The following is a 25,197-nucleotide window of genomic DNA, read 5'->3' as shown; positions in this document are numbered from 1 at the left end:
AAAGCCCCTTAGAACAGCAGGTGGGCGACGGGCACCGTAATGATCACGGTGAGCACCACGCGGATGAACCAAATGATGACCATCTTCACGATGTTCAGCGGAATGTCCGTCGCCAACACCGCCGGCACCATCGCCGAGAAGAAGAAAATCTGGCTCACGCACACCACAGCAATGGTGAACTTCAACACCATGTCATCCGAACCCGCCGTCAGCGTGGCCGGCAGGAACATCTCCGCCAAGCCGGTCGCCAGCGCACCCGACGTTGCCCACGGATCCGGCAGACGCAGCAACCACACCACCGGATAGAACACCACGCCAACGGCCTTGAACACCGGGGTGTACGTCGCCAGCACCAGGCCAATCACGCCAACCGACATGATGCCCGGCGTGACCTGCACCGCCATGACCAAACCGTCGCGGAAATTCGACCACAACACCTTGCCCAACGAATCCGCACGGTTGAGCTCAACCTTCGCCTCACGCCACGCCGCCTTGAAACGGTTACCGGTGATCTCCTTCTCCGGATGCGGCGTCGCCCCCGGGTAATAATCCTCCGGAATGCGCGAAATCGGAGGGATGCGCACCGTAATCGCCGTCACGATAAACGTGATGATGAAGGCGATGAAGAAGTACGCGATCCAGTGCTCCATGATGTCGAGCGTCTTAGCGACGATCACCATAAACGTGGCCGACACCGTAGAAAAACCTGCAGCAACAATCGACGCCTCACGCCCGTTATAGCTGCCGTTCTTATACATACGATCCGTGATCAACAGGCCCAGCGAGTAGGAACCAAGGAATGACGCCACCGCATCCACCGCAGACTTGCCCGGAGTGCGGAACACCGGGCGCATGATCGGCTGCACCATCACGCCAATGAACTCCATCAGGCCAAAGCCCACCAGCAAACCCAAGAAGATCGCGCCGACCGGAATCAGCAGGCCGACCGAGATCACCAACTTATCCAAGATGAACGGGCCAATATCCGGATTGAACAACCACTCCGGGCCGAACCCAAACGTCAGCATCGCGCACAGCACAATCGCCAGCACAGACAGTGCCGCAAACGCCATGCGCGCGTAGTCCTCTTTCCAGCGACCGGAGACGAACTGGTAGATCGTGCCAGCGATGATCGCCGCCAGCGCCAGGAAACGGGTGCCCTCGCCGAGGGTCGTCGTGATCCACGTGACGATGTGATCCAGCAGGATCGTCGACTTCGAACCATTTACCGAAAACGGCACGAAGAACGCAAAAATGCCGATGGCGCTGTACACAAAGAAACGCCACACCGCCTTCGCTTTCACATCCGCATCGGGGGTGGCGTCGGGATTGGTATCAGCCGGGGACGTGGAGTCGTCGTCAAGCACATGCGAACTTGCGGGCAAATCCTTGACCGGCCAAGCAGGCGAGTACTTACGCAAGCGATTCGTGCGCTTACCAGCGGGTTCCATAAACATCCTTTCAGTACTGCAGCGGCGTCCGCAACGTCTGCCCAACAATTGGGGCCGAATATTTTTGGTGCTGAAGAATAATTTTTACACAAAAAGTGACACACGGCACAAAGTAATGGTCTAGATTCTCTAGTTACTTGAAGCGACGTTCAAGAAAACCCCAGCACACAAACAAAAGGAGGGCGCCATGGAAGGGTTCATCGCCACCCTCAATGGCCTCATTTGGTCCAACTGGTTGGTATTCCTGTGCCTCGGCGCAGGCGCATACTTCACACTCGTCACCCTGTTCCTGCAGATCCGTTGCCTGCCGGACATGATCCGCCAACTCAAATCCGGCGAAAAGTCCGAGGAAGGCATCTCCTCGTTCCAATCCCTGATGATCTCCCTGGCCGGCCGTGTCGGCGTCGGCAACATCGCCGGCGTCGCCACCGCCATCGCCTTCGGTGGCCCCGGCGCAGTCTTCTGGATGTGGCTCGTCGCCCTACTCGGCTCCGCAACCTCGTTCATCGAGTGCTGCCTCGCCCAGATCTACAAGGAAACCGACCGCGACACCGGCGAATACCGTGGTGGCCCGGCCTACTACATCGAAAAGGCCTACAAGCACACCACCGCCGCACCATTCATGCTGGTCTACGCCATCATCTTCGCAATCTGCATGCTGCTGGCAACCTCCTACTTCCTCCCCGGCATCCAGGCCAACGGCGTAGCCGCAGCCGTGGACAACGCATGGGGCATCGACGTCAAGATCTCCGCAGCCGTCATGGCGATCCTCCTCGCCTTCATCATCATCGGCGGCGTGAAGCGCATCGCGAACTTCGCATCCATGGTCGTCCCGTTCATGGCCGCCATCTACATCATCATCGCCATCGTCGTCCTCTTCGCCAACGCCTCCGACATCCCCGAAGTCTTCGGCATCATCTTCCGCTCCGCCTTTGACAAGGAAGCAGCATTCTCCGGCATGCTCGGCGCAGCCATCATGTGGGGCGTCAAACGCGGCATCTACTCCAACGAAGCAGGCCAAGGCACCGGCCCGCAGTCCGCAGCCGCCGCCGAAGTCTCCCACCCCGCCAAGCAGGGCTTCGTCCAGTCCTTCGCCGTCTACATCGACACCCTCTTCGTCTGCTCCGCAACCGCCTTCATCATCATCTCCACCGACATGTACAAGGTGTTCGAAGGCCAGTCCGAAGACGGCGCCGTAGTCTACGACGGCTCGCTTCCCGACGGCGTGCCCGTCGGCCCCGGCTTCGTCCAAGAAGGCCTGAACTCCTTCTCCGCCGGCCTCGGCCCATCCTTCATCGCGCTGGCCATCATGTTCTTCGCCTTCACCACCGTGCTGGCGTACTACTACATGGCAGAAACCAACTCCGTCTACCTCAACCGCTGGGTAAAGAACGAAGGCGCCCGCAAGGCCATCATCTGGGCTCTGCGCGTCCTGATCATCGCTGCCGTGTTCATCGGCGCAACCACTACCCCGGGCAACGCGTGGGCACTCGGCGACATCGGCGTGGGCGCAACCGCATGGCTCAACATCGTCGCCATCCTCTTCCTGCAGGTCCCGGCCCTCAAGTGTCTGTGGGACTACCGCCGCCAGAAGAAGGCCGGTATCGATCCGCACTTCGACCCCGAGGCCCTCGGCATCAAGAACGCCGACTTCTGGGTTGAGCGCAAGAACGAGCTCATCGCCGCTGGCAAGTGGCCCGGCGTTGAGGGCACCGCAGGTGCTGCTGGTGCTGGCTCTGGCTCGACGGTCGTGCGACCAGACGAGCAGTAAGCGCTTACTGCTCTAAGCCGGTCTCCGGGTTTGCGCCCGGCGGCCGGCTTTTTCGTGCGTGGCGGGGTGGTTCGGTTGGGTGCCGGTCCCAAACGGTACATCCAACACAGCTCATTTCGCTGATTTTCGACGAAATGCACCGTGTAGGAGGCGCCGTTTAGCTTTGCGACGCCGCCCCACCGACCCCACCGCCACAGATGGTGAGAACGCAATGGAGAGCTTGCGAGTTTTTACGCGTCTTCACCGTTGTGTTCTCACCATGTGTGGGAGGGGAAGGTCGGTGAAGGCACCAACCAGCCCACCGGCGCAACCAGCCAGCCTGCCAACCAGCCGCTACCGCAGCCGGGCGAACAGGGCTTCGGCTGCCTCGTCGTCCCAGAGCACCACGTTGCCCACTTCGGTGTCGTCGAAGCCGCCGATGGGCACGGTCTCGGTGTCAAGGCCGCCGCGCATAGCGAAGGCGATGCGGGCGAGGTTCCAAACGTGGTCGCCGGAACCGACGGTGAGCAGGGTTGGCGCGACCCATAGCAGGCGTCCAACACGGAACGGGTTGAGGAACACCGCAGGTGAGAACACTCGTGAGGTCAATGCGCTGAGGAATTCGCGTTGGCGGACGACGCGGTCGAGGTCGCCTTGGGCGGTAGCGCGGGTGCGTACGTAGCCGAGTGCGGTGGGGCCGTCCATCTTTTGGCAGCCGGGCTCGACGAACAGGTTGGCGAGGGGGTCGTCGATAGGTTCGGCAACGCAGATTTCCACGCCTCCGACGGCGTCGACAACGCCGGCGATGCCGCCCATGCCGATTTCGGCGTAGCGGTCGATGTGTAGCCCAGTGTTTTGCTCCACGGTCTGCACTAAGAGTTCGGGCCCGCCGAGTGCGAACGCGGCGTTGATCTTGTCGTAGCCGTATCCGGGAACTGGCAGGTAGGAGTCGCGCGGGATAGACATCAGGGTTGCTTTGCCGCGCAGCGGCAGGTGGAGCAGCATGATGGTGTCGGTGCGTGTGGAGCCGATGTCGCCTCCGGTGCCGAGCCGTTCGACGTCGCGTTCGCTCAGGCCCGTGCGTGAGTCGGAGCCGACGAGGAGCCAGTTGGTGCCGGCTGTATTGCCGATTTGTTCGTCGGGGAGTGCGGCGACGCGGTTGAGGCGGGCGTCGGTAAGGAGGACGGACGCGAGCGCGATCACGATGATGAGGGCGATGATGCTGCCGCATCCAGGGCGTTTTGCTTGACGACGACGCCCCGCCGACCTTTCCCTCCTCTTGGACACCTGCAGCGGCATCGGCCGTTCATCACGGGGTGCCTGACGCTGCGCGGGCCTGTACTGGCCCTGCGCTGGGCGCTGTCCGGGCCGGTACTGCGCCGGACGGGCAGGCTCGCGCGGAGGGTACTGGGGCGCGCGGCGTGGCTCGTAGGCGGGGCGTGGCTCGAACACGGTGTGGCCGGGTTCGACGCGGCGTTCTTCCCGGCGCCACTCGTCGCGGCGCGGGGGTCGCTCGGCGGGCCGTGCGGGCCGCTCAGCACGGGAATCCGCAGGCCGCGCAGACTGCGAGGGCCGGCGGCGGACGGGCCGGCCGTAGCGGTCGACGATGGGTTTTCCGTCTTTGCCCAGGACGAACTCGCCCGCGTTGTCGCGGGGGTCGTTGGAGTGGGGCGTCGTTGACATAAAAACAGTGTAACCAGTGTGACGCGTGTGGTTAGATTCCGAGCCACGACAGGTCGAGGAGCGGGTAGGCGATAAACGCCACGGCGTCGATGAGGAAGTGGGCGATGATCAGCGGCCAGATGCGCCCGGTTTTGTGGAAGTACCAGGCGAACACCACGCCCATGACGATGTTGCCCAGGCCTGCCGAGATGCCCTGATACAGGTGGTAGGACCCGCGCAGCACGGCGGAGGCGGCGATGAACTGCCAGGGCTTCCAGCCGAGTTGGCGCAGGCGGGTGACCAGGTACATCACCACGACGACCTCTTCGCCGAAGCCGTTGGCCAACGACCACAGCAGGGAGGTCGGGATCTGCACGGCCTCGGTGGTCGGTACGACAACTTTGGACAGGCCGAGGTGCACGGCGGTGACGTAGAACGCGAGCCCGGGCAGGCCGATCAGGGCGGCGAATCCGACACCGCGGGCGAGGTCGGGGAGGTGGGGTAGGCGGGGTGGTTGCGCTCGGTCGTCGAGAAGAAACCATGCGAGTCCACCCCACGCGAACAGGGTCAGCGCCGAGCATGCCTGGAGGGCGAGGTCGAGCCACGGGATGGTGGAGGTGGCGTCGTAAATTGTGGTGGTTTGTTGGTTGAGCGGGGCTTTGAGCAGCGAGTCGATCAGGCGCAGGGCTGCGCGCAGGCCCGCGGTGCCGAATGTGACGGCGAGGACCAGCAGGATCTCTATCTTCAGACGCCGTTGCATGCGGTAACTTTAGCGCCATGCACGAAATGTGGGCGCGCACCGTCGTCGAGGTCGTCGGCCGGGAGTATCCGGCGGCGATGCACCACGCGAGCCTCGGGCCGGCCGACACGGATGTCACCCCGCGCCGCCTGCACCCGGCGTTTTGGGGGTCTTTCGACTGGCATTCGTGCGTGCACATGCTGGCCAGCGGGGTGAAGTTGCACAAGCTAGTCGACGACCCCTCGCTCACCGACCTGCTCAACCAGCGCCTGACCGCCGACAACATCGCCGCCGAGGCTGCCTACCTGCGCGAGCACCCGCTGTACGAGCGGCCGTATGGCTGGGCGTGGGCGCTGCAGTTGTGCAAGGTCACGCGTGGCACCCCGTGGGAGGCCGCGATGGCGCCGCTGGCCCGCCAACTGGAGGAGAACATCACCGCCTGGCTTGGCACTCAGCAGTTGCCGGTGCGCCACGGCGTGCATAGCAACTCGGCGCTCGCTTTGCTGCTGATCATCGACGCCGCCGACGCACTCGGCCTCCACAAGCTCCGCTTGCTTTGCGACGACACCGCCCGCGCCTGGTTCCACAACGACCACGCCTACCCGCACACCTGGGAACTGTCCGGCCACGACTTCGTCCCCAACGGGCTGGCGCAGGCAGCCCTGATGCAGCGCGTACTCGGCGAGGATTTCCCCGCCTGGCTAGACTGCTTCTTCACTCCGGGTGCGCTGGAGTTCTACGCCACCCCGCTCCAGGTCAACGACCCCGAGGACGGCCAGCAGGCCCATCTGCTCGGGTTGATGTTGATGCGGGCGTGGTTGCTGCGGGTCATCGGTAGGCCAGAGGGCACGCAAATGCTTATCGACGCCACCGTGCCCCACCTCACCGGCACCAACTTCATGGCCACACACTGGCTGATCACCTACGCGCTACTCGCTGAAGAAACAGCACAGGAGAAGTAAATGACACGAATTGCGTATCTCGGGCCCGAGGGCACCTTCACCGAGGAGGCGGCGCGCCGCTTCGACTCCACAGGCCAAGCCGAGTTCGTCCCGGTTGACTCGCCTGCGGCGGCGCTCAAAGCGGTCGCGGAAGGCAAGACCGATTGGGCGGTGTGCGCGATTGAGAACTCGGTCGACGGCGCGGTGACCACCACCGCGGACGCGCTCGTCGACACCCCCGGCGTGCAGATCTACGCCGAGACGGAACTGTCCATCGCGTTCGCCATCATGACACGCGCGGGCGAAACACTGGGCAGCGCCCGCCGCTTGGCCACCCATCCGGTGGCGTACAGCCAGGTCAAACGCTGGGTTGGTGAGCACGCGCCGGGCGTGGAGTTCGTCCCGGCGTCCTCGAACGCGGCCGCGGCGAAGATGGTCGCGGACGGCGAGGCGGACGTGGCGGCCGCGCCCGAGCGCGCCGCGGACCTGTTGGGCCTGGACGTCCACGCCCGTGGGGTGGCGGATATGGAGACGGCGCGGACTCGGTTTGTGCTCGTCGGTAAGCAAGGCAAGGTACCTGCCGCAACAGGCAACGACCGCACCGCCATCGTCTTCCGCACCCCCAACAAACCAGGCACCCTGGTCGGCGCGCTGCAGGAATTCGCGGTGCGCGGGGTGGACATGTCGCGCATCGAGTCACGCCCGACCCGCAAAGAGCCCAACACGTACAACTTCTTCGTCGATCTGGTGGGCCATATTGACGACGAGCCCATCGCCCAGGCGATTGCCGCCGTGGGGGAGCAGGCGACGCAGATACGCATGCTCGGTAGCTGGCCGAAGGCCTAGCCCCAGCCGAGCGCGTGCAGCTCGTGCTCCTCTAACCCGAAGTAGTGGCCGACCTCGTGCAGGACGGTCACCTTCACCTCGTGGCGCAACTGCTCCTCGTCAGTGCAGATGGCTTCGAGTGCGTTTTTGTAGATGAACACCGCATCGGGAAGGAACCCGGAGTGGTTGGAGTGCTGCTCGGTCAGCGGCACGCCCTCGAAAAGCCCGAGCAGTGTTGGGTCGTCGGGGTTGAAGTCGCGGGCCAAAATCACCATGTTCTGCATGTGTTCGGCGAAGCGGTCCGGGATGGTGTCCAACGCGTCGTTGATCATCTCCTCGAACAGTTCGTCGCTGACCGGGGCCATCATCAGAACTGCACCGGAGCCTCAGGTGCAGGCGCAGGCGCTTCGGGCGCAGGCGCTTCGGGGGCAGGCGCTTCCGGCGCAGGCGCCTCGGCACCCGGAGCCGGGGCTGGAGCCTCAGGGGCTGGAGCCTGCGACTGGTTCGCCTGCTGCTCAGAGCGTAACGGGCGGCGTTCGGGGCGTGCGGGTGGCGGGGCGTCGTCGATAAGCAAATGCTCGCGGCCCTGCGTTGCAGAGCCGGTGAGGTTGGCAAACTGGCCCTCCGGGCGCGAGAACATCAACGCACAATTGGCGCTGCGGGAACCGCCCTCCCAGGCGGCCGGGGTTTGCGAGGTCCAGAACGGGCGCAGCGCAATCTGGTAGAGCGCCTCCTCGCTGCCCAGGTAATCCTGCGCGGCCTGGGTGCACACGTCGCCGAGGTACTTGTCCTGCTCCTCGACGGAGGGGGTGTGGTCCGCGAAGTGCTTCGCCAGGTTGACGCGGCTGGTGATCTCCAGCTGGTGCGGCTTGTCGCACGGCACCACGGACAGGGAGTTGGCGGCATCGATGGCCACGCACTCGCCGGCGTCGAACACGCGGGCCTGGTCCGCATCCGCAACCTTGCCGGAGGTGAGCACCGGCTCGCCGTTGCTGTCGGTTTCTTGCAGGCCGCACAGCATGGTGCGGTCCCCGTTTTGCCACGCGTCGGCTGGCGGCAGGATCGGGGCGATGGAGAAACGTCCGTTCGGGTCGTACTTACCGTCCAGGTAGCGCAGGGTCGCCGCGCCGCAGAGCTCCTCGCGCAGTTGGGCCTGGCGGGTCTGGTTCGGCAGCGGCGCCTCGGGCCCGAACTCAGAGGTGGGGTAGGTGGCCAGGTCCTCGCGCGCGGCAACCTCGAAGCGGTGCTCGCCGGCGCAATCCGCCTGCTCAAAGTTGGTATGGGTGCCATCTTCGGCAACCTGCCACGTCAAACACGAGCCGGCGTCGGCGGTGGTGAACGACGCCGCCTCCGCAACAGAACTCGAGGTAGACGAGCCGTCCGCCGGGTTCGCGGAGCCGGAACTATCGGCGGTCAGTCCGTAGGTGCCGGCGCCCACCGTGCCCGCCAGGGTGGCGATGAGGAAGGCGCGCAGCGCGGTCTGTTTCGAAGCCATGGCGCACCATTATTCCACTTCGCGGGCGACCCGTGTAGTCAGCCGGTAGCGGTCCGTGCGGTACACCGAGGAGCAGTACTCCACGTTGCTGCCGCCACTGCGGGCGTAGCGCAGGATGTGGAGCAGGGCGGTGTCCGGGGTGACGTCGAGAAGCGGTGCGTTGTCGGGGCCGGCCGTGACGGCGGTGACGGTCTGCTCCGCTTCTGTGATGCCCAGCCCGTATTCGTTTTCCAGCAGGGTGTACACGGAGTGGTAGACGTCGTTTTCCAGCAGGTCAGGCACGAGGATGGAGTTGTACCAGGCGTCGTCGACGGCGTACGGTTCGCCGTCGCCAAGCCTTAAGCGCCGCAGGCGGATGTGCTCAGTGGTCGGCGGGGTGCCAAAGAATGTGGCCACTGCATCCGGCGGGGTGGTGCGCTCAGAGAGCAAGATTCTCGACGACGCCTCCACCCGCTGCGCCCGCATCTCGTCCGAAAAACTCGCCAGGTGCAGACGGCTCACCAGCGGGGCAGGCGCCACAAACGTGCCTTTGCCCCGCACCCTGCGCAAACGGCCCGCGGACACAAGATCTCCGATCGCGCGGCGCACCGTGATGCGGGACACGCCGTAGGCCTCTTCTAATGCCCGCTCGCCAGGCAGGGGGTCGCCGGGGGAGAGCTCGGTGGAGATCAGCTCGTCGATAATCGCGCGCAGCTGCTCATGCTTGGGCACGGGGCCGTCAGTGATGCGGGTGGGCATAAGGCCACCATAGCGCACTGGTTATGACCGGATAGCGGATCGGCGTACGCGCGTCGGGGAACAAGGTAAGGTATGCAACTGTGATTGATCTGAAGCGTGTGCGCGAAAACCCCGAAGCAGTCCGCGAGTCCCAGCGAGCTCGCGGAGAGGACCCAGCGCTTGTCGACGAGCTATTGGCCGCCGACGAAGCCCGACGCTCTGCGATCCAAGCAGCAGATGAGCTGCGCGCCGAGCAGAAAGCGTTCGGTAAAAAGATTGGCCAGGCAGCCCCGGAGGACCGCCCAGCGCTGCTGGAGGGCTCTAACGAGCTCAAGGCCCGCGTGAAGGAAGCTGAGGCTGCGGAGGCTGAGGCGCAGGAGAAGCTGGAGAAGCTGCAGTACTCCATCGCCAACGTCATCGAGGGCGCCCCGGCTGGCGGCGAAGAGGATTTCGTGGTCCTCGAGCACGTCGGCGAGGTCCCCGAGTTCGACTTTGAGGTCAAGGACCACCTGGACCTCGCCGAGCCGCTCGGCCTGATCGACATGAAGCGCGGCACCAAGGTCGGCGGCGCGCGCTTCTACTACCTCACCGGCGACGGCGCCTGGATGCAGCTGGGCATGCTCATGCTCGCAGCTCAGAAGGCCCGCGAGGCTGGCTTCAAGCTCATGATCCCGCCGGTGCTGGTACGCCCGGACATCATGCAGGGCACGGGCTTCCTCGACGCGCACGACGAGGAGATTTACTACCTGGAGCGCGACGATATGTACCTCGTCGGCACCTCCGAGGTCGCACTCGCCGGCCTGCACCAGGACGAGATCATCGACCTGTCCGATGGCCCGCTGCTCTACGCCGGCTGGTCCTCCTGCTTCCGCCGCGAGGCCGGCTCCTACGGCAAGGACACCAAGGGCATTCTGCGCGTCCACCAGTTCGACAAACTCGAAATGTTTGCTTACTGCAAGCCGGAAGACGCAGAGGAGATGCACCAGAAGCTTCTCGGCCTGGAGCGCGACATGCTCGCCGCAGTTGAGGTGCCGTACCGCATCATCGACGTCGCCGCCGGCGACCTGGGCTCCTCTGCTGCCCGCAAGTTTGATACGGAGGCGTGGGTGCCGTCGCAAAACACCTACCGCGAACTGACGTCTACCTCGAACTGCACCACCTTCCAGGCCCGTCGCCTGCAGACGCGTTACCGCGACGCCGACGGCAAGACCCAGACCGCCGCAACCCTCAACGGCACCCTGGCCACCACCCGCTGGCTCGTCGCCATCCTGGAGAACAACCAGCAGGCCGACGGATCCGTGCGCGTGCCTGAGGCACTGCGTCCGTGGGTTGGCAAGGAAGTGCTCACGCCCTAATGAAACTGCGCGCCTACCGCGGATTCAACGTCCCGCAACGCTTTACTGGAAGCCCTGCCCACCGTACGGAGGCGGTGGAGCGGTTCTACCAGGGCCTCGTGGGTACGCTGCGGCGCGCGATGCGGGCGTTGAACATCGACGTGACCGTCATCGGCGCCGAACACGTCCCCACCGAGGGCGGCGCGCTTATCGCCGGTAACCACACCGGTTACGCCGACTTCATCCTCATGGGCACCGGCCCCTACCTGCGCGGCGAGCGCCTCGTGCGCTTCATGGCCAAACAGGAAGTCTTCGACGTACCCGTCCTCGGGCGTCTGCTGCGCAAGATGCATCACGTGCCGGTCAACCGCGCCCACGGCAGCACCGCCATCGCGCCCGCCGTGGAGCGACTTCGCAGCGGCAACCTGGTGGGCATCTTCCCGGAAGCGACCATCTCCCGCTCGTTCGAACTTGCCAGTTTCAAAACCGGCGCCGCACGCATCGCCCATCAGGCCGGTGTGCCGCTCATCCCGTGCGTGATCTGGGGATCGCAACGTATTTGGACCAAGGACCTGCCGAAACACTTCCGCAATGTGCCGGTCATCGTCCGCTACGGCGCACCCGTCGAACTCACCGGTGACGCCGAGGCCGACACCGCGGAACTCAAACGCCAGATGCAATTGCTTCTCGACGAATCCCGCACCGAATACACCGCACTCGCCGGCCCCGGCACAGGTGAGCCCTGGATGCCCGCCTCCCTCGGCGGCACCGCACCCACCATTGAGGAGGCCGACCGGATCCACGCCGAAGAACGCGCCGCGAAAGCCGCGAAGAAGGGGCGGAAACCATGACCACCTCGCTGCCGGAAACCGCACCCCGCCTGATCATCTCTGACATCGACGGCACCTTCATCACCTCCGCCGGCCGCGTCACCCCGCGCCTGCGCAACGTGGTGTCCCGTGCGATTTCCAGCGGCGCTCACTTCGGCCTGGCCACCGGCCGTCCCCACCGCTGGCTCATCCCGGTGCTCGAGCAGCTCCCGGTCGCACCCGTGTGCGTGTGCGCCAACGGCGCAGTGGTCTACGACCCCACCGAGGACCGCGTCCTCCATGCCCATGAACTTACCCCCGACACCATGGGCGAAATCCTCCACGACGTCGAACGGGCGCTTGCCGACGTTTACCACGGCTACGGCGTCGAACGCGTCGGCTCCTCCGCCCTCGACCCGGAGGACGAATGCTTCCTGATCACGCCGGAGTACAACCCGGATGCGTGGGATAGTCGGTTTGGTGTCGTCGATAAGCAAACGCTCATCGAGGTGCCCGCCGCGAAACTGCTGGTCCGCTGCCCCGACATGACCTCCGCCGAGATGTACGACATCATCGCACCGCTTATCGACGACACCACCGCCCACGTCACCTACTCCATGGACGAAGGCCTCATCGAAATCTCCCGACCCGGCGCCAACAAAGCCACCGGCGCCCAATTCCTCGCCGACCGCTACGGCCTCACCGCCGCCGAGACAATCGCGTTCGGCGACATGCCCAACGACCTGGAGATGCTCCAGTGGGCGGGCACCGGCGTGGCCATGGCTAACGCCAAACCCGAACTCAAAGACGCCGCCGACCACGTCACCGCCACCAACGACGAACACGGCGTGGCCGCCGTCCTCGAGCGCTGGTACTAGGTCTCTTCGAGGATTTCCTGCATTCTCTGGCGGAAATAGTCGCGATCGTCCTCTTGCATGCGAGCAAATTCCATGAGTACGCCCGGCCAGGTGGGAAATGTATCGACAAGGTTCTCCGAGATACCTAACAACGGTGAAAATGCGAGCTCGCCCCACCTAACACCTACACCTACTCGCTCAGAGTAAGCAGTGCTGCTGAAAGGACCAACAGTCCACTGGCTCCCTGATGCGGCATTCATCCATGTTCCGGTTATGGCCAGGATGCGGGAGACGGTGTCTTCATGGCTGTGTTTAGCGTTGAGAATTTCGAGCACGATTTCAAAGGGAAACTCGTCTACGCCATTGGTAACTTGCTCCCGTTGGGAAGGCGTCAATTCTGCGAGCGCTTCGGGGACTGCTACTGAAAGGAAGTCCTCCAGCCGGTTTCCGAATTGCCGTAGATATCCGTCAAACCACATAGTGTCCTCCTAGGTTATGAGTGTGACGTAGAGCATACATAGGCGGTGGCGTGCGCGGTTTGAGCACGAGCAGATTATGCCGCGCGTTGTTCTAACTCCTCCAACCAGTCGCGATAGTTCACGTCCACCCGATTCGGCAACTCCCTCACGCCGGGGCTGCTGTCGATCACAGTCTGCAGCGACGCGATGAACTCGGTGGACGTTGCACGGTCCCACCTCACCCGCCTGACAACTGCGCCCTGGTTTTGAAGCTGGGTTTCGCGCTCGCGTTCGTCGCGAAGCATGCTCGCTGCATCTCCCATCACCCCGCTCGTCTTCTCGAGACCGTCTGCCTCCACAACGAGAAACCCGTTGATCAGTATGTCCGCCCAGGCCATCATCGGGCGGCCGTCACGTTCCCGAATACGCAGGCCAACCTGGAACTCGAGCGTGACCACCCCGGTAAGCGTTCCGTCTGCGATCGCACGCAGGATTGCGTCGCGCACAATCGTCTCCAACACACTCGCTGACGTATCCGTCGCGTGTTCGATGAGTTTTCGGAACCCCGCGATTCCGCGTGCTTTCGGCAGCGTTTCCGTTTTATCCAGCAGGTATTCCGTGGTCAGGTGGCGGTGCTTCCACCTCGCCGACTCGATCTGCACCAGCGCTTCAGTGCGCCCGTGGTACCTGAACGAGTCGAACATCGCCCTGATCGCCGTCGCCGTGCGAACCCCCTTGTGTACGAGGTACTCCTGGTCGGTGAGGATTCCACTTCTGTAGATGCGATGGGCATCGCCGCGCTTCCACGGCCTCGTTTCTCCTGGTAGTGCGAGGTCGACTGTGGTGACCCAGTTGTATGTCGAGAGTCCTAGCCACCTGGCCGCAGCTGGACCTGTGATTACTGCAGATCTGGACTTTGCTGCGACGTCTTGAATGAGTTCGAGTTCTGCTTCGCGTTTCTTCTGTAAATCCCCCATGTAGGCAATATTGCACCCGACTGCTGCGCTGTAAAGGGGGTCTTTGCGCAATATATTGTGCATTTTGAGGGAACCGGGGTGCGCTGATCGTCTAGTTCGGCTCATCGTCTAGCTCCGCATCGAATCCAGCTAGACGGCCTCGGGGAGGACCCGGTATTTCCCCAGGTGATGATGAACACGGTTTTCAGTAATTAGCTGATCGTCTGGTTCGACAAAAATGCAGCTAGACGATCAGCGGAAGCTAGACGATAAGCAGTGGAAACGAGCCAGAAAGCGCCAGGAAAGCACCGGAAACGAGCCAGAAAGCGCCACAACAACCCAACCGGCACCACCGCCCACCGTAGAATCACGCGCATGGCTTTGATTGCGGCGATTGACCAGGGTACGACGTCGACACGTGTGTGCATCACGCGCACGGACGGGAAGGTCATCACCCAGGCGCAGTTTGAGCACGAGCAGATCATGCCGCGCAAGGGGTGGGTGGAGCACGACCCGATGGAGATCTGGCGTAACACACGCCGGGCGCTCAGCGAAGCACTTGCTGACAAGGACATCGCTGAGCAGGACATTTACGCTCTCGGGCTGACCAACCAGCGCGAGACTGCCGTGATTTGGGACAAAGCAACCGGCAAGCCGATCTACAACGCGATCGTGTGGCAGGACACCCGCACGAACCACAACGGGGACGCCACGAAGTACCTGAGTAAGACCGGGCTTTTGCACAATTCGTATCCTGCGGCGCCGAAGTGGGCGTGGATTCTGGACAATGTCGAAGGCGCTCGCGAGCGCGCCGAAAAGGGCGAACTCCTGGCGGGCACGATGGATACGTGGCTGATCTGGAACCTCACGGGCGGGGCGAAGGACAAGGACAAGGCGTTGCATCTGACGGATGTGACCAACGCGTCGCGCACGCTGCTCATGGATTTGGAGACCCTCGACTGGGACAAGCAACTTTGCGACGACCTCCGCATCCCACCCCGAATCCTTCCCGAGATCCGGCCGTCCGTCGGAAACTTTGGCAAGATCCGTCCGCGGGGTCCGCTGGCGGGTGTGCCGATCACGGGCGTGCTCGGCGACCAGCAGGCCGCGCTGTTCGGCCAAGGCGGCCTGCATGAGAACGACGCGAAGATGACGTACGGCACCGGCCTGTTCATGCTGCTCAACACGGGTGCCGAGCCGAAGTTCAGCGACCGTGGCCTGCTGACCACCGTCGCCTACCAGGTGCAGGGCCAGCCGCCGGTGTACGCGCAGGAGGGCTCGGTGGCCGTGGGCGGGTCGTTGATTCAGTGGCTGCGCGACCAGCTCGGCATCCTGAGCACCGCCGCAGAATCGGAAACCCTCGCGGAGCAGGTCGAAGACAGTGGGGGAGTGGTGATCGTGCCCGCGTTCTCCGGTCTGTTCGCACCCCGGTGGCGTCCGGATGCGCGGGGTGTGATTGTGGGGTTGACGCGGTTCGTCGATAAGCGGCACATTGCTCGGGCTGCGCTGGAGGCGACGTGCCTGCAGGCGCGCGAGGTGGTGTGTGCGATGGGCGGCGACCCGACGACGCTGAAGGTCGATGGCGGCATGACGGAGAACAACCTGTTGATGCAGATGCAGGCCGACATCCTGGGCGTGACGGTGGAGCGACCCGCGAATACGGAGACGACGGTGATGGGGGCGGCGTCGGCGGCGGCGATGGGCATTTCGCTTATCGACGAACCCTTATCCCTCGGCACCTCCACCACCTGGGAAAGCGAAATGGCCGGCCCCGAACGGGACCGGCTGGTTACCGCGTGGGAAGACGCGGTGGAGCGCAGTTTGGATCTTGTCTAGGCCTGAGCCTGCGAGGGCCTAGCGGGTGGAGATGTCCACCGCGTTGGTGACCGGGTTGTAGGTGATGGAGCCGCCTTCGAAGTCGACGCGGACGACGTCGCTGGTCGGGTAGTACTCGCGGGTGATCGGCATGCCGAGTGGGCCTGCGTCGAGGCCTTGCTGCAGCCAGGCCTCCGCAATCTTGCCGACGAGCGCGATGATCTCGCCCTGGTCATTACGCGCGGCGATGCCGTTGGAGTAGAAGGTGATCGCCGGGCCGGTCGGTCCGCCAACGCCTGCGATGAGTTTGCCCAGGGTGGGCTCGAGCGCGGTCCAGACGGCGGCGGCCTCGGTGGCACCGAAGGCGTTGAGCGCTGGGCCGACGGCCGGGCCAATCTTTTGGGCCAACTCCGAGACCTGTGCGAGGTTGAGGCCCTGGAAGACCTCCACCCCCTGGCGTTCGCTGACGCCGGGGAGCATGTCGCGTGCAGCCAGGAACAGCAGGATTGCGCCGATGACGGTGCCGGCCGCGGTGGCGATGGCGATCGGGTCGCCGGAGGTCAGGCCGGTGAGAACGCCTGTGGCGTTGTTGCCGGTGCTGCCCTGATTGCCGGTGTTGCCGGTCGGATCCGTGGGGTTCACCGTGTCGCCTGGCAATGCCGGGGACTGCGCCGTGGTGGTGACAGCGGTCGACTCGGTGCCGCGGTTGCCCAGGCCTGCGCGGTTGCCGGCCTTGAGCGTGCGGTACTTCGCTGCGGCGGTGGCGCGGATCATGGGCAGTTTGGAGTACAGGTTGTCGCCTGGGCAGGTGCTGTAGTGGAAGTCACGGTGAGCGTTGATGTTGCTAAACGATGCACCCTGGCCAGCCGAGTACTTGGAGCCCTTGAAGCTGAATTCTGCCTGGTGGTAGCTGTAGCCCATTGGGTTGAAGTCGGCGACGGCTGCCTTCCAGCCGATGATTTCGCCCATGGCGCGCAGTGCTGCGGTGGTGGGCTGGGCGCTTTGGTAATCGCCAAGCATGGAGACGCCCCAGGTGTTTTGGTTGAATCCGCCGACGTGTGCGCCTTGCGGTCCGCGGTCCATGCCGCCTGCGCGGCCTTCGTAGATGTTGCCGTACTTATCCACGAGCGCGTGGTAGCCAATGTCACCCCAGCCCAGGTTGCGGGCGTGGTAGGTCCAGATACCGCGGACGATGCCCGGTGCCTGGGCCTCGGTGTAGTTGTTGGAGCCTGCGGTGTGGTGCACGGTCGCTGCGGTGGTTGGTTCGGAGTAGTACGGGGCCTGGCTGGAGCCTGCACCCCACTGTGCGCGGGTGATCACCTTGGGCATGCCCCAGGTGTAGGAGTCCGCGACCGGGTTGATGCCGCCTTGGGTTTGGCCTTCGCCGCCGTCGAGGAAGACAGCGTTGAGGTCCTTGGCGGTGGTGGGTGCGCCGGAGTCGGTGCGGCCGCCGTCGAGAAGGTCAACGCCGCCGGTGGAGACCTGGACGCGCTTGGTTTTGCCCACGAAGATCGGTTCGGTACCGAACTTGTCGCTGCCCTTCGGCGGGTCGATTGGGTCCATTTCGAACCATTCGGACCAGGTGCCGTCGGCCTGCTGGGAGCGGACGAAGGCGGCGATGTCGCGGTCGCCGGTCCAGGTCAGGCCGACGAGAGAGAACTCGCGGTCGTTGGTGAACTCCTTGACCACGCGGCGTACTTCGCCTTCTTCGCCGCCTTGGGTGCGGATGGCGGCGTCGTCGACAGTGATGTTCGCGCCGGACGCGAAGGACTCGGACGCGGTGTACACCTCGGGTGCGCCGGCGCCGAGGGATTGGACGTGGAGGATGCGGTTGCCGCTGAACACTTGCGTAGCGACGAGAGCCACCACGAGGAGAACGGACACCACGGCAGGCAGGACTACGGCCCGGCGTGGTCGGACCGCACCGCCCTGAAGACTACGGCGTTGTTGCACGGTAAAACTCCTGACACTTCTTGTGAAAATAGTGGCAATTGTGACTGGAACGCAGTGTAGTGCAATTTAAAGTCTCAAGAAAGACTTGAGGCTTTTGTGGCGTGTCGCGGCGTGGTGTCGTCGATAAGCAACTGTGCGAAAATAGACCGCATGGCATACGACCTCATTGTTGTTGGATCAGGGTTCTTCGGTCTTACGGTGGCCGAGCAAGCGGCGAGCGAGCTGGGCAAACGCGTGCTGGTGGTGGAAAAGCGCAACCACATCGGCGGCAACGCCTACTCGGAGCAAGAGCCGGAAACCGGCATCGAGGTGCACAAATACGGCGCGCACCTCTTCCATACGTCGAACGAGCGCGTGTGGGAATACGTCAACCGCTTCACCTCGTTCACCGACTACCAGCACCGCGTGTTTGCGATGCACGACGGCACCGCCTACCAATTCCCCATGGGGCTCGGCCTGATCAACCAGTTCTTCGGCCGCTACTACTCGCCGGACGAAGCGAAGAAGCTCATCGAACAGCAGCGTGAAGGCCTCGACCCAGCCGCCGCGACCAACCTGGAAGAGCGCGGCATCGCCCTGATCGGCAAGCCGCTCTACGAGGCGTTTGTGAAGCACTACACCGCCAAGCAGTGGCAGACCGACCCGACTGACCTGCCGCCGGAGATCATCTCCCGCTTGCCAGTGCGCTACACCTTTAACAACCGTTACTTCAACGACAAGTACGAAGGCCTCCCCGTCGACGGATACGCCGCCTGGCTGGAGAAGATGGCGGAGCATGAGCTTATCGACGTCCGCACCGACACCGACTGGTTCACCGTCCGCGACGACATCCGCGCCGAAAACCCCGACGCACCAGTGGTCTACACCGGCCCGCTCGACCAGTACTTCGATTACGCCGAAGGCCACCTCGGCTGGCGCACCCTCGACTTTGAGCAGGAAGTGCTGAACACCGGCGACTTCCAGGGCACCTCGGTGATGAACTACAACGACGCCGACGTCCCCTACACCCGCATCCACGAGTTCCGCCACTTCCACCCGGAGCGCACCGAGTACCCCACCGACAAGACCGTCATTGTCAAGGAATACTCCCGCTTCGCCGAGGGCGACGACGAGGTGTACTACCCGATCAACACCCCCGAGGACCGCGCAAAGCTCGAAGCTTATCGACGACTCGCCGCCACCGAATCCGAACAACACAACGTCCTCTTCGGCGGCCGCCTGGGCACCTACCAGTACCTGGACATGCACATGGCCATCGCGTCTGCGCTGACCCTGTTCGACAACCAGCTCCGTCCGTTCTTCGAGTCCGGCGAGCCACTGTCCCAGCCGCGCGGCCACTAGGAGGTACTTGTGAGCGCTGAGATTTTCGTTCACCCCGACTGCCCCGACTGCACGGACGTGATCGCGCAGTTTAAGGCAGACCCGCAGGCCTTCGGCGACGCCGAACTTCTCGACGTCACCAACCTGCGCAACCTCAAACGCTTCCTCACCCTGCGCGACTCGCTTGACGGGTTCGCTGACGTGCGCGCCGCCGGCAAGATCGGTGTGCCGTCCAAGGTGATCGACGGCACGACGGTCGAGTTATAAACAACTCAAAACAACTCCAAACAACTATTCTGGCCTGCGTCGATGGTCTAATTTTGGGCGAGTTTTGCGGTAAGTTGTTTCGGAGTTGTTTGAAACAACTTTGAAACAACTTTTGTTATTCTGAGCCCATGCTCGATTCGGGTTTTGAGGGTGTGGAGGAAGCGCTGTCGGCAATTGAGGCCGGAGATAGCGCTGGGAGCTGGGAATCCCAGGTACTGGATTTCAAGGAAGATCCTGCTGTCCACCCGATGAACAAGAACCCCGATGCGGGGCTTGTGGAGTTTCTTGTCGACGAGGTCATTTGTTTCTCCAACGCCGACGGCGGTGTCGCCTACATCGTCCTTGGCGTCAATGACAAGAAGGCAGGCCCTGCTGCGTTCACTGGCACCGATCGCTCATGCGACTGGTTGGTGGAAAAGATTTACAGCAAGACGCAGCCTCATATTCAGGTCGAAGCTTCTGAAATCGAGCGCTGCGGCAAGCGTTTGATTGCATTGCGCATCCCACGGGGGATGGCGCTGTATCAGCGTTCCAAAGGCCAAGCCAGTAAACGTGTCGGGAAAAACTGCGTCCCTCTGGGCGAGGATGAGCGTCGCAGTATTCACCTGTCCCGTTCGAACCCTGACCTGAGCGCTACTGCGTCTCGACGAAGCCCTGAAGATCTCGATCCTAAGGCAATCGAGCAGGCTAAAGCACTCCTTGCCAACCGGAAGCATGCCTTGGGTGATGACTCTCCTGTACCCCAGACGAGTCTTGAACTCTGCAGTGAGTTGGGATTGTTTACGCCCGATGGCGCGCTGACCTTTGCGGCAGAAATTCTCTTCATGCAGCCGCTGCGCAACCGGACGGTCGTGCGACACTTGCTTCGCGACGTGCCCAGTGGCGATCCGAAAGTCACCGAGATCTCCGCACCGTTGATTACTGCATCAGAACAGCTTCGTGCGTTGATTAAGGCTCACACGTCGCAGGAAATTGCGCGAGTGCAACTCCCGAACGGGCAAGAGTTTCCCATTCCGGCGTTTCCTGCGGCTGCTGTAGACGAAATTGTTTCCAACGCATTCGCGCACCGCGACTGGGGAGCGACCACTGCAATCGTTGTTGATCAGTCTCCGACCAGTCTGACCGTTTGGTCTCCTGGTGGTCTCCCTGTCGGCGTGCCTGAGGAAAGGATTCTGACCACCCAATCGATCCCGCGTAACCCGATTCTGATGGGTGCATTGCGACGGTTGGGCCTCGCTGAAGAGTCTTCGCGAGGCTTCGATCGCATGTGGGTCTCCATGCTCGCCAGTGGTAGACAAGCGCCTAGTCTGAATGCCGATGGACCGTTTGTGGAGGTCACGTTGCCCGCCGGAAACGTCGATTCGGCTTTTATTAAGTCGCTGTACCTGCTGCGTGCTGAGTTCGGAGAGGCGATATTCAATAGCGTAAATGGGCTCTTAGTGGCGCGTCATCTGGCGAACAACCAGATTTTGATGACGTCCACGGCGGCCCGACTCATGCAAGTCCCGGAAGCGCAGGCCCAAGAATACTTGGGGTGGTATGCAAGTCAGGGCTTCCTAGAACCTTTGCGGGATGCCCCCGAGTGGATATTGTCTGCTCGAGCACGGACGGCGTTTGAGGAAAACGGTTCCACTGTGATTGCATCCGTGACTACCGAGGACTGGATCGTTGCTCAGTTGCGCGAGGGGAAGTCCCTGAACGCTCGTGAGGTTGCGAATGAACTCGGCGTCGAGCGTGAATCAGTGAGCCGAATCCTTCGCCACCTTCGGGACCTAGGGAAAGCGAAAATCGCCGACGGGAGCCCAACGCGAGGCCCGAGTGTCCGTTGGGTTTCGGTATAAACAACTCAAAACAACTCGAAACAACTATTGTGACCTGCGTCGATGGTTTAATTTCGGGTGAGTTTTGCGAAGAGTTGTTTCGGAGTTGTTTCAAACAACTCCGCAACCGGGTGGCTAGGCGCTCGGGACCGGGGCGACGAAGGCGGACACGAGGTACCGGTTGATGTCAGGGCGGTTGATGATGCCCGCGCCCGTGCCGTCACCGGTCTTAAAGGCGACTAGCCGTTTGGCCGGCTACACGGGCGCCGGGACTGCTCACCTCAATGCTTTCCTTAGGATAGGCAAGCCTATATAGTTTGCGGGGTGAGTTTTAGACCTTTCCTTGCAACCGTCGTCCGCAGTGAACGCATTGCGCCGAGTTTCCAGCGGGTGACGTTCACCGGGGTCGACGACATGGGACCCGCCGTTCCTATCAGGGATTTGCGTATCAAGCTGCTGATCCCGCCTGCCAGCGGTCTGTTCGAGCTTCCCGAAGAGGGGTGGTGGGACACATGGCGTGCGATGCCGGAGCACATGCGCGGACACCTGCGTACCTATTCCATTCGGGAGTTCCGGCGAAGTGCTGACAGCCCTGACGAAGTGGATGTGGATTTTGTTCTGCACAGCGATAGTCCCGGTCCCGCCTCGGCGTGGGCGCAGGACGCACACCCTGGGCAGCAGCTGCTGATTATTGGACCAACCCGCGACGATGATTCCGGTGTTGGTATTGAGTTTGACCCCGGATCTGCTGCGATTGTGCGTCTTTACGGCGATGAAACCGCGTTGCCTGCAATGGCTCGTATCTTGGGGGATTGGCCCGAGGGGCTCGCCGGTTCGGTTGATATCGAGGTGCCCGCCGGCAATCACCTGCCCATCGACTACCCTTCACAGGTTGATATCCGTTGGCACTTTCGTGAAGAGGGTGACTTCGACTACGGAGGCTTGCTTCTTGCGCAGCTGAAACAGGAAGTTGGATCCCGTTGTGCCTCCGCTTCGTTGGAAACTGGAAAAACTGGCCTTGTGGATGAAGCCCAGCTCGATGAAGTCTGGGAGACACCCACGTATTCCAGCAGTGGAGAATTGATAGGTCCCACGTCGGGTACTGCAGGGCACACCTACTACTGGATCGCTGGGAAGAATACGGCTGTGACGGCGATGCGGCGGCTTCTGGTGGGTGAGGCGGGAGTGCCTCGTCACCACGTGTCGTTCATGGGATACTGGCGGTAACGGAGTTACAGCGTGACTAAACGTGTTGGGCTTGTCGCCTTCCTTGTGGTTTCCACTGTGTGTGCAGCGCTGGTGTCGCTGTTGATCGGGGCGCGCGAAATGGGTTTCGAGGCAACGGTGAGCGCGGTTCGTAATGGACTCATGCTGGCGTTCTCGGGCGCAGACGAACAGCCTGAGGCGTCCAGCGATGAGGCGAAGATCATCGCGCAGCTCCGTGTTCCGCGCACTCTGCTTGGTCTGTTGGTGGGGGCAGCGCTGGGCACTGCGGGCGCACTGCTGCAGGGACACACTCGAAACCCGTTAGCAGACACAAACCTGCTGGGCGTCGGGCCTGGCGCGGCGCTTGCTGTGGCAGCAGCCATTTCCTTTCATGGGTCAATGACGGTATTGGGCACTGTCGGGGTGGGATTTCTCGGGGCGATACTTGCGGTAGCGCTTGTGTTCGTGCTCAGTATGAGAAGCCTGGGATCTACGCCGATCACGGTGGTGCTTGGTGGTTCCGCGTTGGGTGCGGTTTGTTCTGCGCTGACGAGCGGCATCGTACTGACGCATACGCGAAGCCTTAATGAGATGCGGTTTTGGACAGCGGGTGCTATCGCCGGACGCGATATGCAGGTGGTCACGGTCCTTGCTCCCGTGATTGTTCTTGGGCTCGTGGGCGCCTTTGCTTCAGCGAATCAGCTAAACCTCCTGAACTTGGGGGATGACGTTGCAAATGCACTTGGCGTCCGAGTTTCTATCGCGCGGACCTTGGGTATCGTCCTGGTTGCATTGCTTACTGGCGCAGCGGTGGCTGGAGCCGGACCGATCGGGTTCGTTGGCCTGGTTGTTCCGCACCTCGTGCGTAGCCTCACCGGCCCGGACTACCGCTGGGTGCTGCCGTGTTCCGCGCTGGCTGGGGCGACGTTGCTCTTGCTTGCTGACGTTATTGGTCGCGTCATCGCGCGCCCTGGAGAATTACAGGTGGGCATCACACTCGCCTTCGTTGGGGCCCCATTTGCACTGCATATCTTGCGGAAGGGGACGAAACTCTGATGCGGGTTTTCGCGATAAACACTGCTCTTGCGGTGCTGGCCCTAGCCGCTGCCCTCGGGGGCGTGATGGTTGGAGATTTCGAGCTATCGGTTCGAGACGTAGTTTCCGCTCTCATGGGCCAAACGGCAGAGCTGACCCGGACTGTAGTTCTCGAGTGGCGCCTGCCACGAGTGGTCACGGCGCTGGGGGTAGGTGCTGCGCTGGGCTTTGCCGGGGCAATTTTCCAGACCATTACAAGGAACCCACTGGCGAGTCCGGACATCTTGGGGGTCACCTCGGGTGCCTCCGCTTTCGCGTTGACCGCGCTACTCGCTGGTGGAAGTGCCGGGATGATGCTGCGTGTATTGGGCGTGCCGCTCAGTGCATTCCTCGGGGGACTGACCGTATCTGCGGCAATCTGGTGGCTGAGTCGTGGTGCTGGACTAGGGTCTTTCCAGCTTGTCTTCGCCGGCATCATCATCAATGCGCTGGCGATGGCCTACAACTCGTTCCTGCTTGTTCGTGCTGACTATCGAGATGTAGGCAAGGCGCAGGCGTGGGTGACCGGTTCGGTGGGTTCTTCTAGTTGGCACGACGCCATCGCGGTACTCATTGCACTGGCGGTCGTCATTCCACTATTGCGGTGGGTAGCCTTCAAGCTTGAGGCACTCTCTTTGGGGGAGGACACTGCTGCTGGTCTCGGGGTAGAGCCCCGGCGTACCCAGCTGACCCTCATGCTAATGGCTGTAATACTGGCATCGATGGGCGTTGCGGCATCTGGGCCGATAGCCTTCGTGGCGTTTGTCGCACCACAGATCGGACGCAAGATCACACATGCAGCAACGCCGCCATTAGGAACCGCGATGCTTACTGGCGCGGCGATCGTATCCGTCGCTGACTTGGCGGTGCGAACCCTGGTGCCGGGGAATCTGCCGGTGGGGATAGCCACAACTGCAATTGGTGGCGCAGTGCTGCTTTACACGCTGTTGCGTGCAACACGAAAGGTGTCCATATGATGCTTCAGGTCCGAAATCTTAAGGTAAGTTATGGCGCTTCCGTCATCCTTAAGGGCATTGATTTCGACGTGTCCAAAGGCGGAATCACCACAATCATCGGCCCAAACGGTTGTGGCAAGTCAACGCTGTTGCGTGCTGTGGCAGGGCTTCTTACGCGTGACTGCGGCACGGTAACGCTGAACGGCGTGGACATGGCGAATCTGAAGCGCCGCGAGATTGCGCGTCAGCTTGCAGTGTTGCCACAGACTCCGGTGGCTCCCGAGGGGCTGACAGTGCATGATTTGGTTGGCCGTGGACGCCACCCACATCGATCTTGGTTGCGACAGAGCTCGGCTGAGGATTCACGTGTGGTCGATGAGGTGATGGAACTGACCAATATCACGGAGTTTGCAAACCGTCCGCTCGAGCGACTTTCTGGTGGTCAGCGTCAGCGCGCTTGGATTGCGATGGTCTTAGCTCAGGAGACTCCGCTCGTGTTGTTGGACGAGCCTACGACCTATCTCGACTTGTCTCACTCTGTCGAGGTCTTGTCACTCGTACGTCGTCTCGCTGATCAGGAGGGGAGAACCGTGCTTATGGTGCTGCATGACTTGAACCTCGCTGCACGCTACTCAGATCAACTCATCGTGATGCAGCGTGGCGAGGTGGAAGCGGTCGGTGCGCCCGCCGAGGTGCTCACCGAGTCCTTACTGGACCGTGTTTTTCATCTGCCTGCTGTCGTGGCAACAGACCCGGTAAACGGGGGGCCACTGGTTGTACCCCGGTAAGCAC

23 protein-coding genes are annotated in these 25,197 nt (G+C 62.5%); 14 read left to right on the top strand and 9 right to left on the bottom strand.

What is annotated here, in order from left to right:
- Positions 1–8: 8 nt before the first annotated feature.
- On the bottom strand, positions 9–1,451 hold the full coding sequence (locus HMPREF2785_RS11240) for a YjiH family protein (protein ID WP_083308983.1): 1,443 nt from the start codon (positions 1,449–1,451) through the stop codon (positions 9–11).
- A gap of 187 nt (positions 1,452–1,638) precedes the next feature.
- On the opposite strand from HMPREF2785_RS11240, the gene HMPREF2785_RS11235 reads away from it, so the two are divergent.
- Entirely contained in the window at positions 1,639–3,222 is a 1,584-nt protein-coding gene (locus tag HMPREF2785_RS11235; RefSeq protein ID WP_083308982.1) for an alanine/glycine:cation symporter family protein, read from the top strand.
- A gap of 333 nt (positions 3,223–3,555) precedes the next feature.
- On the opposite strand, the gene HMPREF2785_RS11230 is transcribed toward HMPREF2785_RS11235, so the two are convergent.
- Complete coding sequence (locus HMPREF2785_RS11230) at positions 3,556–4,884, bottom strand: LCP family protein (RefSeq protein WP_083308981.1); 1,329 nt, start codon at positions 4,882–4,884, stop codon at positions 3,556–3,558.
- Between the two features lie 31 nt (positions 4,885–4,915).
- Entirely contained in the window at positions 4,916–5,623 is a 708-nt protein-coding gene (locus HMPREF2785_RS11225; RefSeq protein WP_070615626.1) for a CPBP family intramembrane glutamic endopeptidase, read from the bottom strand.
- A gap of 17 nt (positions 5,624–5,640) precedes the next feature.
- On the opposite strand from HMPREF2785_RS11225, the gene HMPREF2785_RS11220 reads away from it, so the two are divergent.
- Both HMPREF2785_RS11220 and pheA read left to right on the top strand, forming a co-directional pair.
- On the top strand, positions 5,641–6,564 hold the full coding sequence (locus HMPREF2785_RS11220) for a DUF2891 family protein (RefSeq protein ID WP_070615624.1): 924 nt from the start codon (positions 5,641–5,643) through the stop codon (positions 6,562–6,564).
- Positions 6,565–7,389, top strand: coding sequence for a prephenate dehydratase (gene pheA, locus HMPREF2785_RS11215; protein ID WP_070615621.1), 825 nt, complete (start codon positions 6,565–6,567; stop codon positions 7,387–7,389). It begins immediately after the preceding gene.
- Here the strand turns inward: pheA and HMPREF2785_RS11210 are convergent.
- The 3 genes from HMPREF2785_RS11210 to HMPREF2785_RS11200 are packed head-to-tail and all read right to left on the bottom strand — an operon-like array spanning position 7,386 to position 9,601.
- On the bottom strand, positions 7,386–7,733 hold the full coding sequence (locus HMPREF2785_RS11210; protein WP_070422663.1) for a metallopeptidase family protein: 348 nt from the start codon (positions 7,731–7,733) through the stop codon (positions 7,386–7,388). The genes pheA and HMPREF2785_RS11210 overlap by 4 nt on opposite strands.
- Before the next feature lie 2 nt (positions 7,734–7,735).
- On the bottom strand, positions 7,736–8,863 hold the full coding sequence (locus HMPREF2785_RS11205) for a septum formation family protein (RefSeq protein WP_070615618.1): 1,128 nt from the start codon (positions 8,861–8,863) through the stop codon (positions 7,736–7,738).
- Positions 8,864–8,872: 9 nt separating this feature from the next.
- Entirely contained in the window at positions 8,873–9,601 is a 729-nt protein-coding gene (locus HMPREF2785_RS11200; RefSeq protein ID WP_070483168.1) for a GntR family transcriptional regulator, read from the bottom strand.
- An 80-nt stretch (positions 9,602–9,681) separates the two neighbouring features.
- Between HMPREF2785_RS11200 and serS the strand changes: the two genes are divergently transcribed.
- The 3 genes from serS to HMPREF2785_RS11185 are packed head-to-tail and all read left to right on the top strand — an operon-like array spanning position 9,682 to position 12,601.
- Entirely contained in the window at positions 9,682–10,935 is a 1,254-nt protein-coding gene (serS, locus tag HMPREF2785_RS11195) for a serine--tRNA ligase (RefSeq protein WP_070615615.1), read from the top strand.
- Entirely contained in the window at positions 10,935–11,765 is an 831-nt protein-coding gene (locus HMPREF2785_RS11190) for a lysophospholipid acyltransferase family protein (RefSeq protein WP_070615612.1), read from the top strand. The genes serS and HMPREF2785_RS11190 overlap by 1 nt, the downstream gene beginning before the upstream one ends.
- The gene (locus HMPREF2785_RS11185) at positions 11,762–12,601 is read left to right on the top strand and encodes a Cof-type HAD-IIB family hydrolase (protein ID WP_070615609.1); all 840 of its coding nucleotides are present in this window, start codon (positions 11,762–11,764) and stop codon (positions 12,599–12,601) included. Before HMPREF2785_RS11190 ends, HMPREF2785_RS11185 begins: the two co-directional genes overlap by 4 nt.
- Here the strand turns inward: HMPREF2785_RS11185 and HMPREF2785_RS11180 are convergent.
- Entirely contained in the window at positions 12,598–13,059 is a 462-nt protein-coding gene (locus tag HMPREF2785_RS11180) for a hypothetical protein (protein WP_070615607.1), read from the bottom strand. The genes HMPREF2785_RS11185 and HMPREF2785_RS11180 overlap by 4 nt on opposite strands.
- 74 nt (positions 13,060–13,133) lie before the next feature.
- Positions 13,134–14,015, bottom strand: coding sequence for a hypothetical protein (locus HMPREF2785_RS11175; protein ID WP_141750698.1), 882 nt, complete (start codon positions 14,013–14,015; stop codon positions 13,134–13,136).
- A gap of 354 nt (positions 14,016–14,369) precedes the next feature.
- On the opposite strand from HMPREF2785_RS11175, the gene glpK reads away from it, so the two are divergent.
- Positions 14,370–15,830, top strand: a complete 1,461-nt coding sequence (gene glpK / locus HMPREF2785_RS11170) for a glycerol kinase GlpK (RefSeq protein WP_070453315.1) — start codon at positions 14,370–14,372, stop codon at positions 15,828–15,830.
- A gap of 18 nt (positions 15,831–15,848) precedes the next feature.
- On the opposite strand, the gene HMPREF2785_RS11165 is transcribed toward glpK, so the two are convergent.
- Positions 15,849–17,762, bottom strand: coding sequence for an N-acetylmuramoyl-L-alanine amidase (locus tag HMPREF2785_RS11165; protein ID WP_246821257.1), 1,914 nt, complete (start codon positions 17,760–17,762; stop codon positions 15,849–15,851).
- A gap of 150 nt (positions 17,763–17,912) precedes the next feature.
- On the opposite strand from HMPREF2785_RS11165, the gene glf reads away from it, so the two are divergent.
- The 7 genes from glf to HMPREF2785_RS11130 all read left to right on the top strand — a co-directional run bounded on the left by glf (position 17,913) and on the right by HMPREF2785_RS11130 (position 25,193).
- Positions 17,913–19,103 (top strand): UDP-galactopyranose mutase, encoded by a 1,191-nt coding sequence (glf, locus tag HMPREF2785_RS11160; RefSeq protein ID WP_070615601.1) that lies wholly within the window; start codon positions 17,913–17,915, stop codon positions 19,101–19,103.
- Between the two features lie 9 nt (positions 19,104–19,112).
- The gene (locus tag HMPREF2785_RS11155; protein ID WP_070423337.1) at positions 19,113–19,349 is read left to right on the top strand and encodes a hypothetical protein; all 237 of its coding nucleotides are present in this window, start codon (positions 19,113–19,115) and stop codon (positions 19,347–19,349) included.
- 128 nt (positions 19,350–19,477) lie between these two features.
- Positions 19,478–21,190 carry an RNA-binding domain-containing protein gene (locus tag HMPREF2785_RS11150; protein WP_070453310.1) on the top strand — a complete coding sequence of 571 codons (1,713 nt, stop codon included), beginning with the start codon at positions 19,478–19,480 and terminating at the stop codon, positions 21,188–21,190.
- A gap of 303 nt (positions 21,191–21,493) precedes the next feature.
- Positions 21,494–22,396 (top strand): siderophore-interacting protein, encoded by a 903-nt coding sequence (locus tag HMPREF2785_RS11145; RefSeq protein ID WP_070615598.1) that lies wholly within the window; start codon positions 21,494–21,496, stop codon positions 22,394–22,396.
- 12 nt (positions 22,397–22,408) lie between these two features.
- Positions 22,409–23,431 (top strand): FecCD family ABC transporter permease, encoded by a 1,023-nt coding sequence (locus tag HMPREF2785_RS11140; RefSeq protein WP_070615595.1) that lies wholly within the window; start codon positions 22,409–22,411, stop codon positions 23,429–23,431.
- The gene (locus HMPREF2785_RS11135) at positions 23,431–24,426 is read left to right on the top strand and encodes a FecCD family ABC transporter permease (protein ID WP_083279546.1); all 996 of its coding nucleotides are present in this window, start codon (positions 23,431–23,433) and stop codon (positions 24,424–24,426) included. Before HMPREF2785_RS11140 ends, HMPREF2785_RS11135 begins: the two co-directional genes overlap by 1 nt.
- A complete protein-coding gene (locus HMPREF2785_RS11130; RefSeq protein WP_070423332.1) occupies positions 24,423–25,193 on the top strand; it encodes an ABC transporter ATP-binding protein in 771 nt (256 codons plus the stop codon). The genes HMPREF2785_RS11135 and HMPREF2785_RS11130 overlap by 4 nt, the downstream gene beginning before the upstream one ends.
- The last annotated feature ends 4 nt before the right edge of the window (positions 25,194–25,197 follow it).

It is taken from the genome of Corynebacterium sp. HMSC067D03, assembly GCF_001811185.1.
Classification (GTDB): Bacteria; Actinomycetota; Actinomycetes; order Mycobacteriales; family Mycobacteriaceae; genus Corynebacterium; species Corynebacterium coyleae.
The sequence above is the reverse complement of the archived record's forward strand: the minus strand, read 5'-3'. Positions and strand labels throughout refer to the sequence as shown.

Bases quoted from the DNA above. Each gene is read 5' to 3' on its own strand.
- HMPREF2785_RS11210 (WP_070422663.1), bottom strand. From the start codon at position 7,733: ATGGCCCCGGTCAGCGACGAACTGTTCGAGGAGATGATCAACGACGCG.
- HMPREF2785_RS11240 (WP_083308983.1), bottom strand. From the start codon at position 1,451: ATGGAACCCGCTGGTAAGCGCACGAATCGCTTGCGTAAGTACTCGCCT.
- glf (WP_070615601.1), top strand. From the start codon at position 17,913: ATGGCATACGACCTCATTGTTGTTGGATCAGGGTTCTTCGGTCTTACG.
- HMPREF2785_RS11180 (WP_070615607.1), bottom strand. From the start codon at position 13,059: ATGTGGTTTGACGGATATCTACGGCAATTCGGAAACCGGCTGGAGGAC.
- HMPREF2785_RS11235 (WP_083308982.1), top strand. From the start codon at position 1,639: ATGGAAGGGTTCATCGCCACCCTCAATGGCCTCATTTGGTCCAACTGG.
- pheA (WP_070615621.1), top strand. From the start codon at position 6,565: ATGACACGAATTGCGTATCTCGGGCCCGAGGGCACCTTCACCGAGGAG.
- HMPREF2785_RS11220 (WP_070615624.1), top strand. From the start codon at position 5,641: ATGCACGAAATGTGGGCGCGCACCGTCGTCGAGGTCGTCGGCCGGGAG.
- HMPREF2785_RS11150 (WP_070453310.1), top strand. From the start codon at position 19,478: ATGCTCGATTCGGGTTTTGAGGGTGTGGAGGAAGCGCTGTCGGCAATT.
- HMPREF2785_RS11200 (WP_070483168.1), bottom strand. From the start codon at position 9,601: ATGCCCACCCGCATCACTGACGGCCCCGTGCCCAAGCATGAGCAGCTG.
- HMPREF2785_RS11175 (WP_141750698.1), bottom strand. From the start codon at position 14,015: ATGGGGGATTTACAGAAGAAACGCGAAGCAGAACTCGAACTCATTCAA.
- HMPREF2785_RS11190 (WP_070615612.1), top strand. From the start codon at position 10,935: ATGAAACTGCGCGCCTACCGCGGATTCAACGTCCCGCAACGCTTTACT.
- HMPREF2785_RS11185 (WP_070615609.1), top strand. From the start codon at position 11,762: ATGACCACCTCGCTGCCGGAAACCGCACCCCGCCTGATCATCTCTGAC.
- HMPREF2785_RS11205 (WP_070615618.1), bottom strand. From the start codon at position 8,863: ATGGCTTCGAAACAGACCGCGCTGCGCGCCTTCCTCATCGCCACCCTG.
- HMPREF2785_RS11130 (WP_070423332.1), top strand. From the start codon at position 24,423: ATGATGCTTCAGGTCCGAAATCTTAAGGTAAGTTATGGCGCTTCCGTC.
- HMPREF2785_RS11230 (WP_083308981.1), bottom strand. From the start codon at position 4,884: ATGTCAACGACGCCCCACTCCAACGACCCCCGCGACAACGCGGGCGAG.
- glpK (WP_070453315.1), top strand. From the start codon at position 14,370: ATGGCTTTGATTGCGGCGATTGACCAGGGTACGACGTCGACACGTGTG.
- HMPREF2785_RS11225 (WP_070615626.1), bottom strand. From the start codon at position 5,623: ATGCAACGGCGTCTGAAGATAGAGATCCTGCTGGTCCTCGCCGTCACA.
- HMPREF2785_RS11135 (WP_083279546.1), top strand. From the start codon at position 23,431: ATGCGGGTTTTCGCGATAAACACTGCTCTTGCGGTGCTGGCCCTAGCC.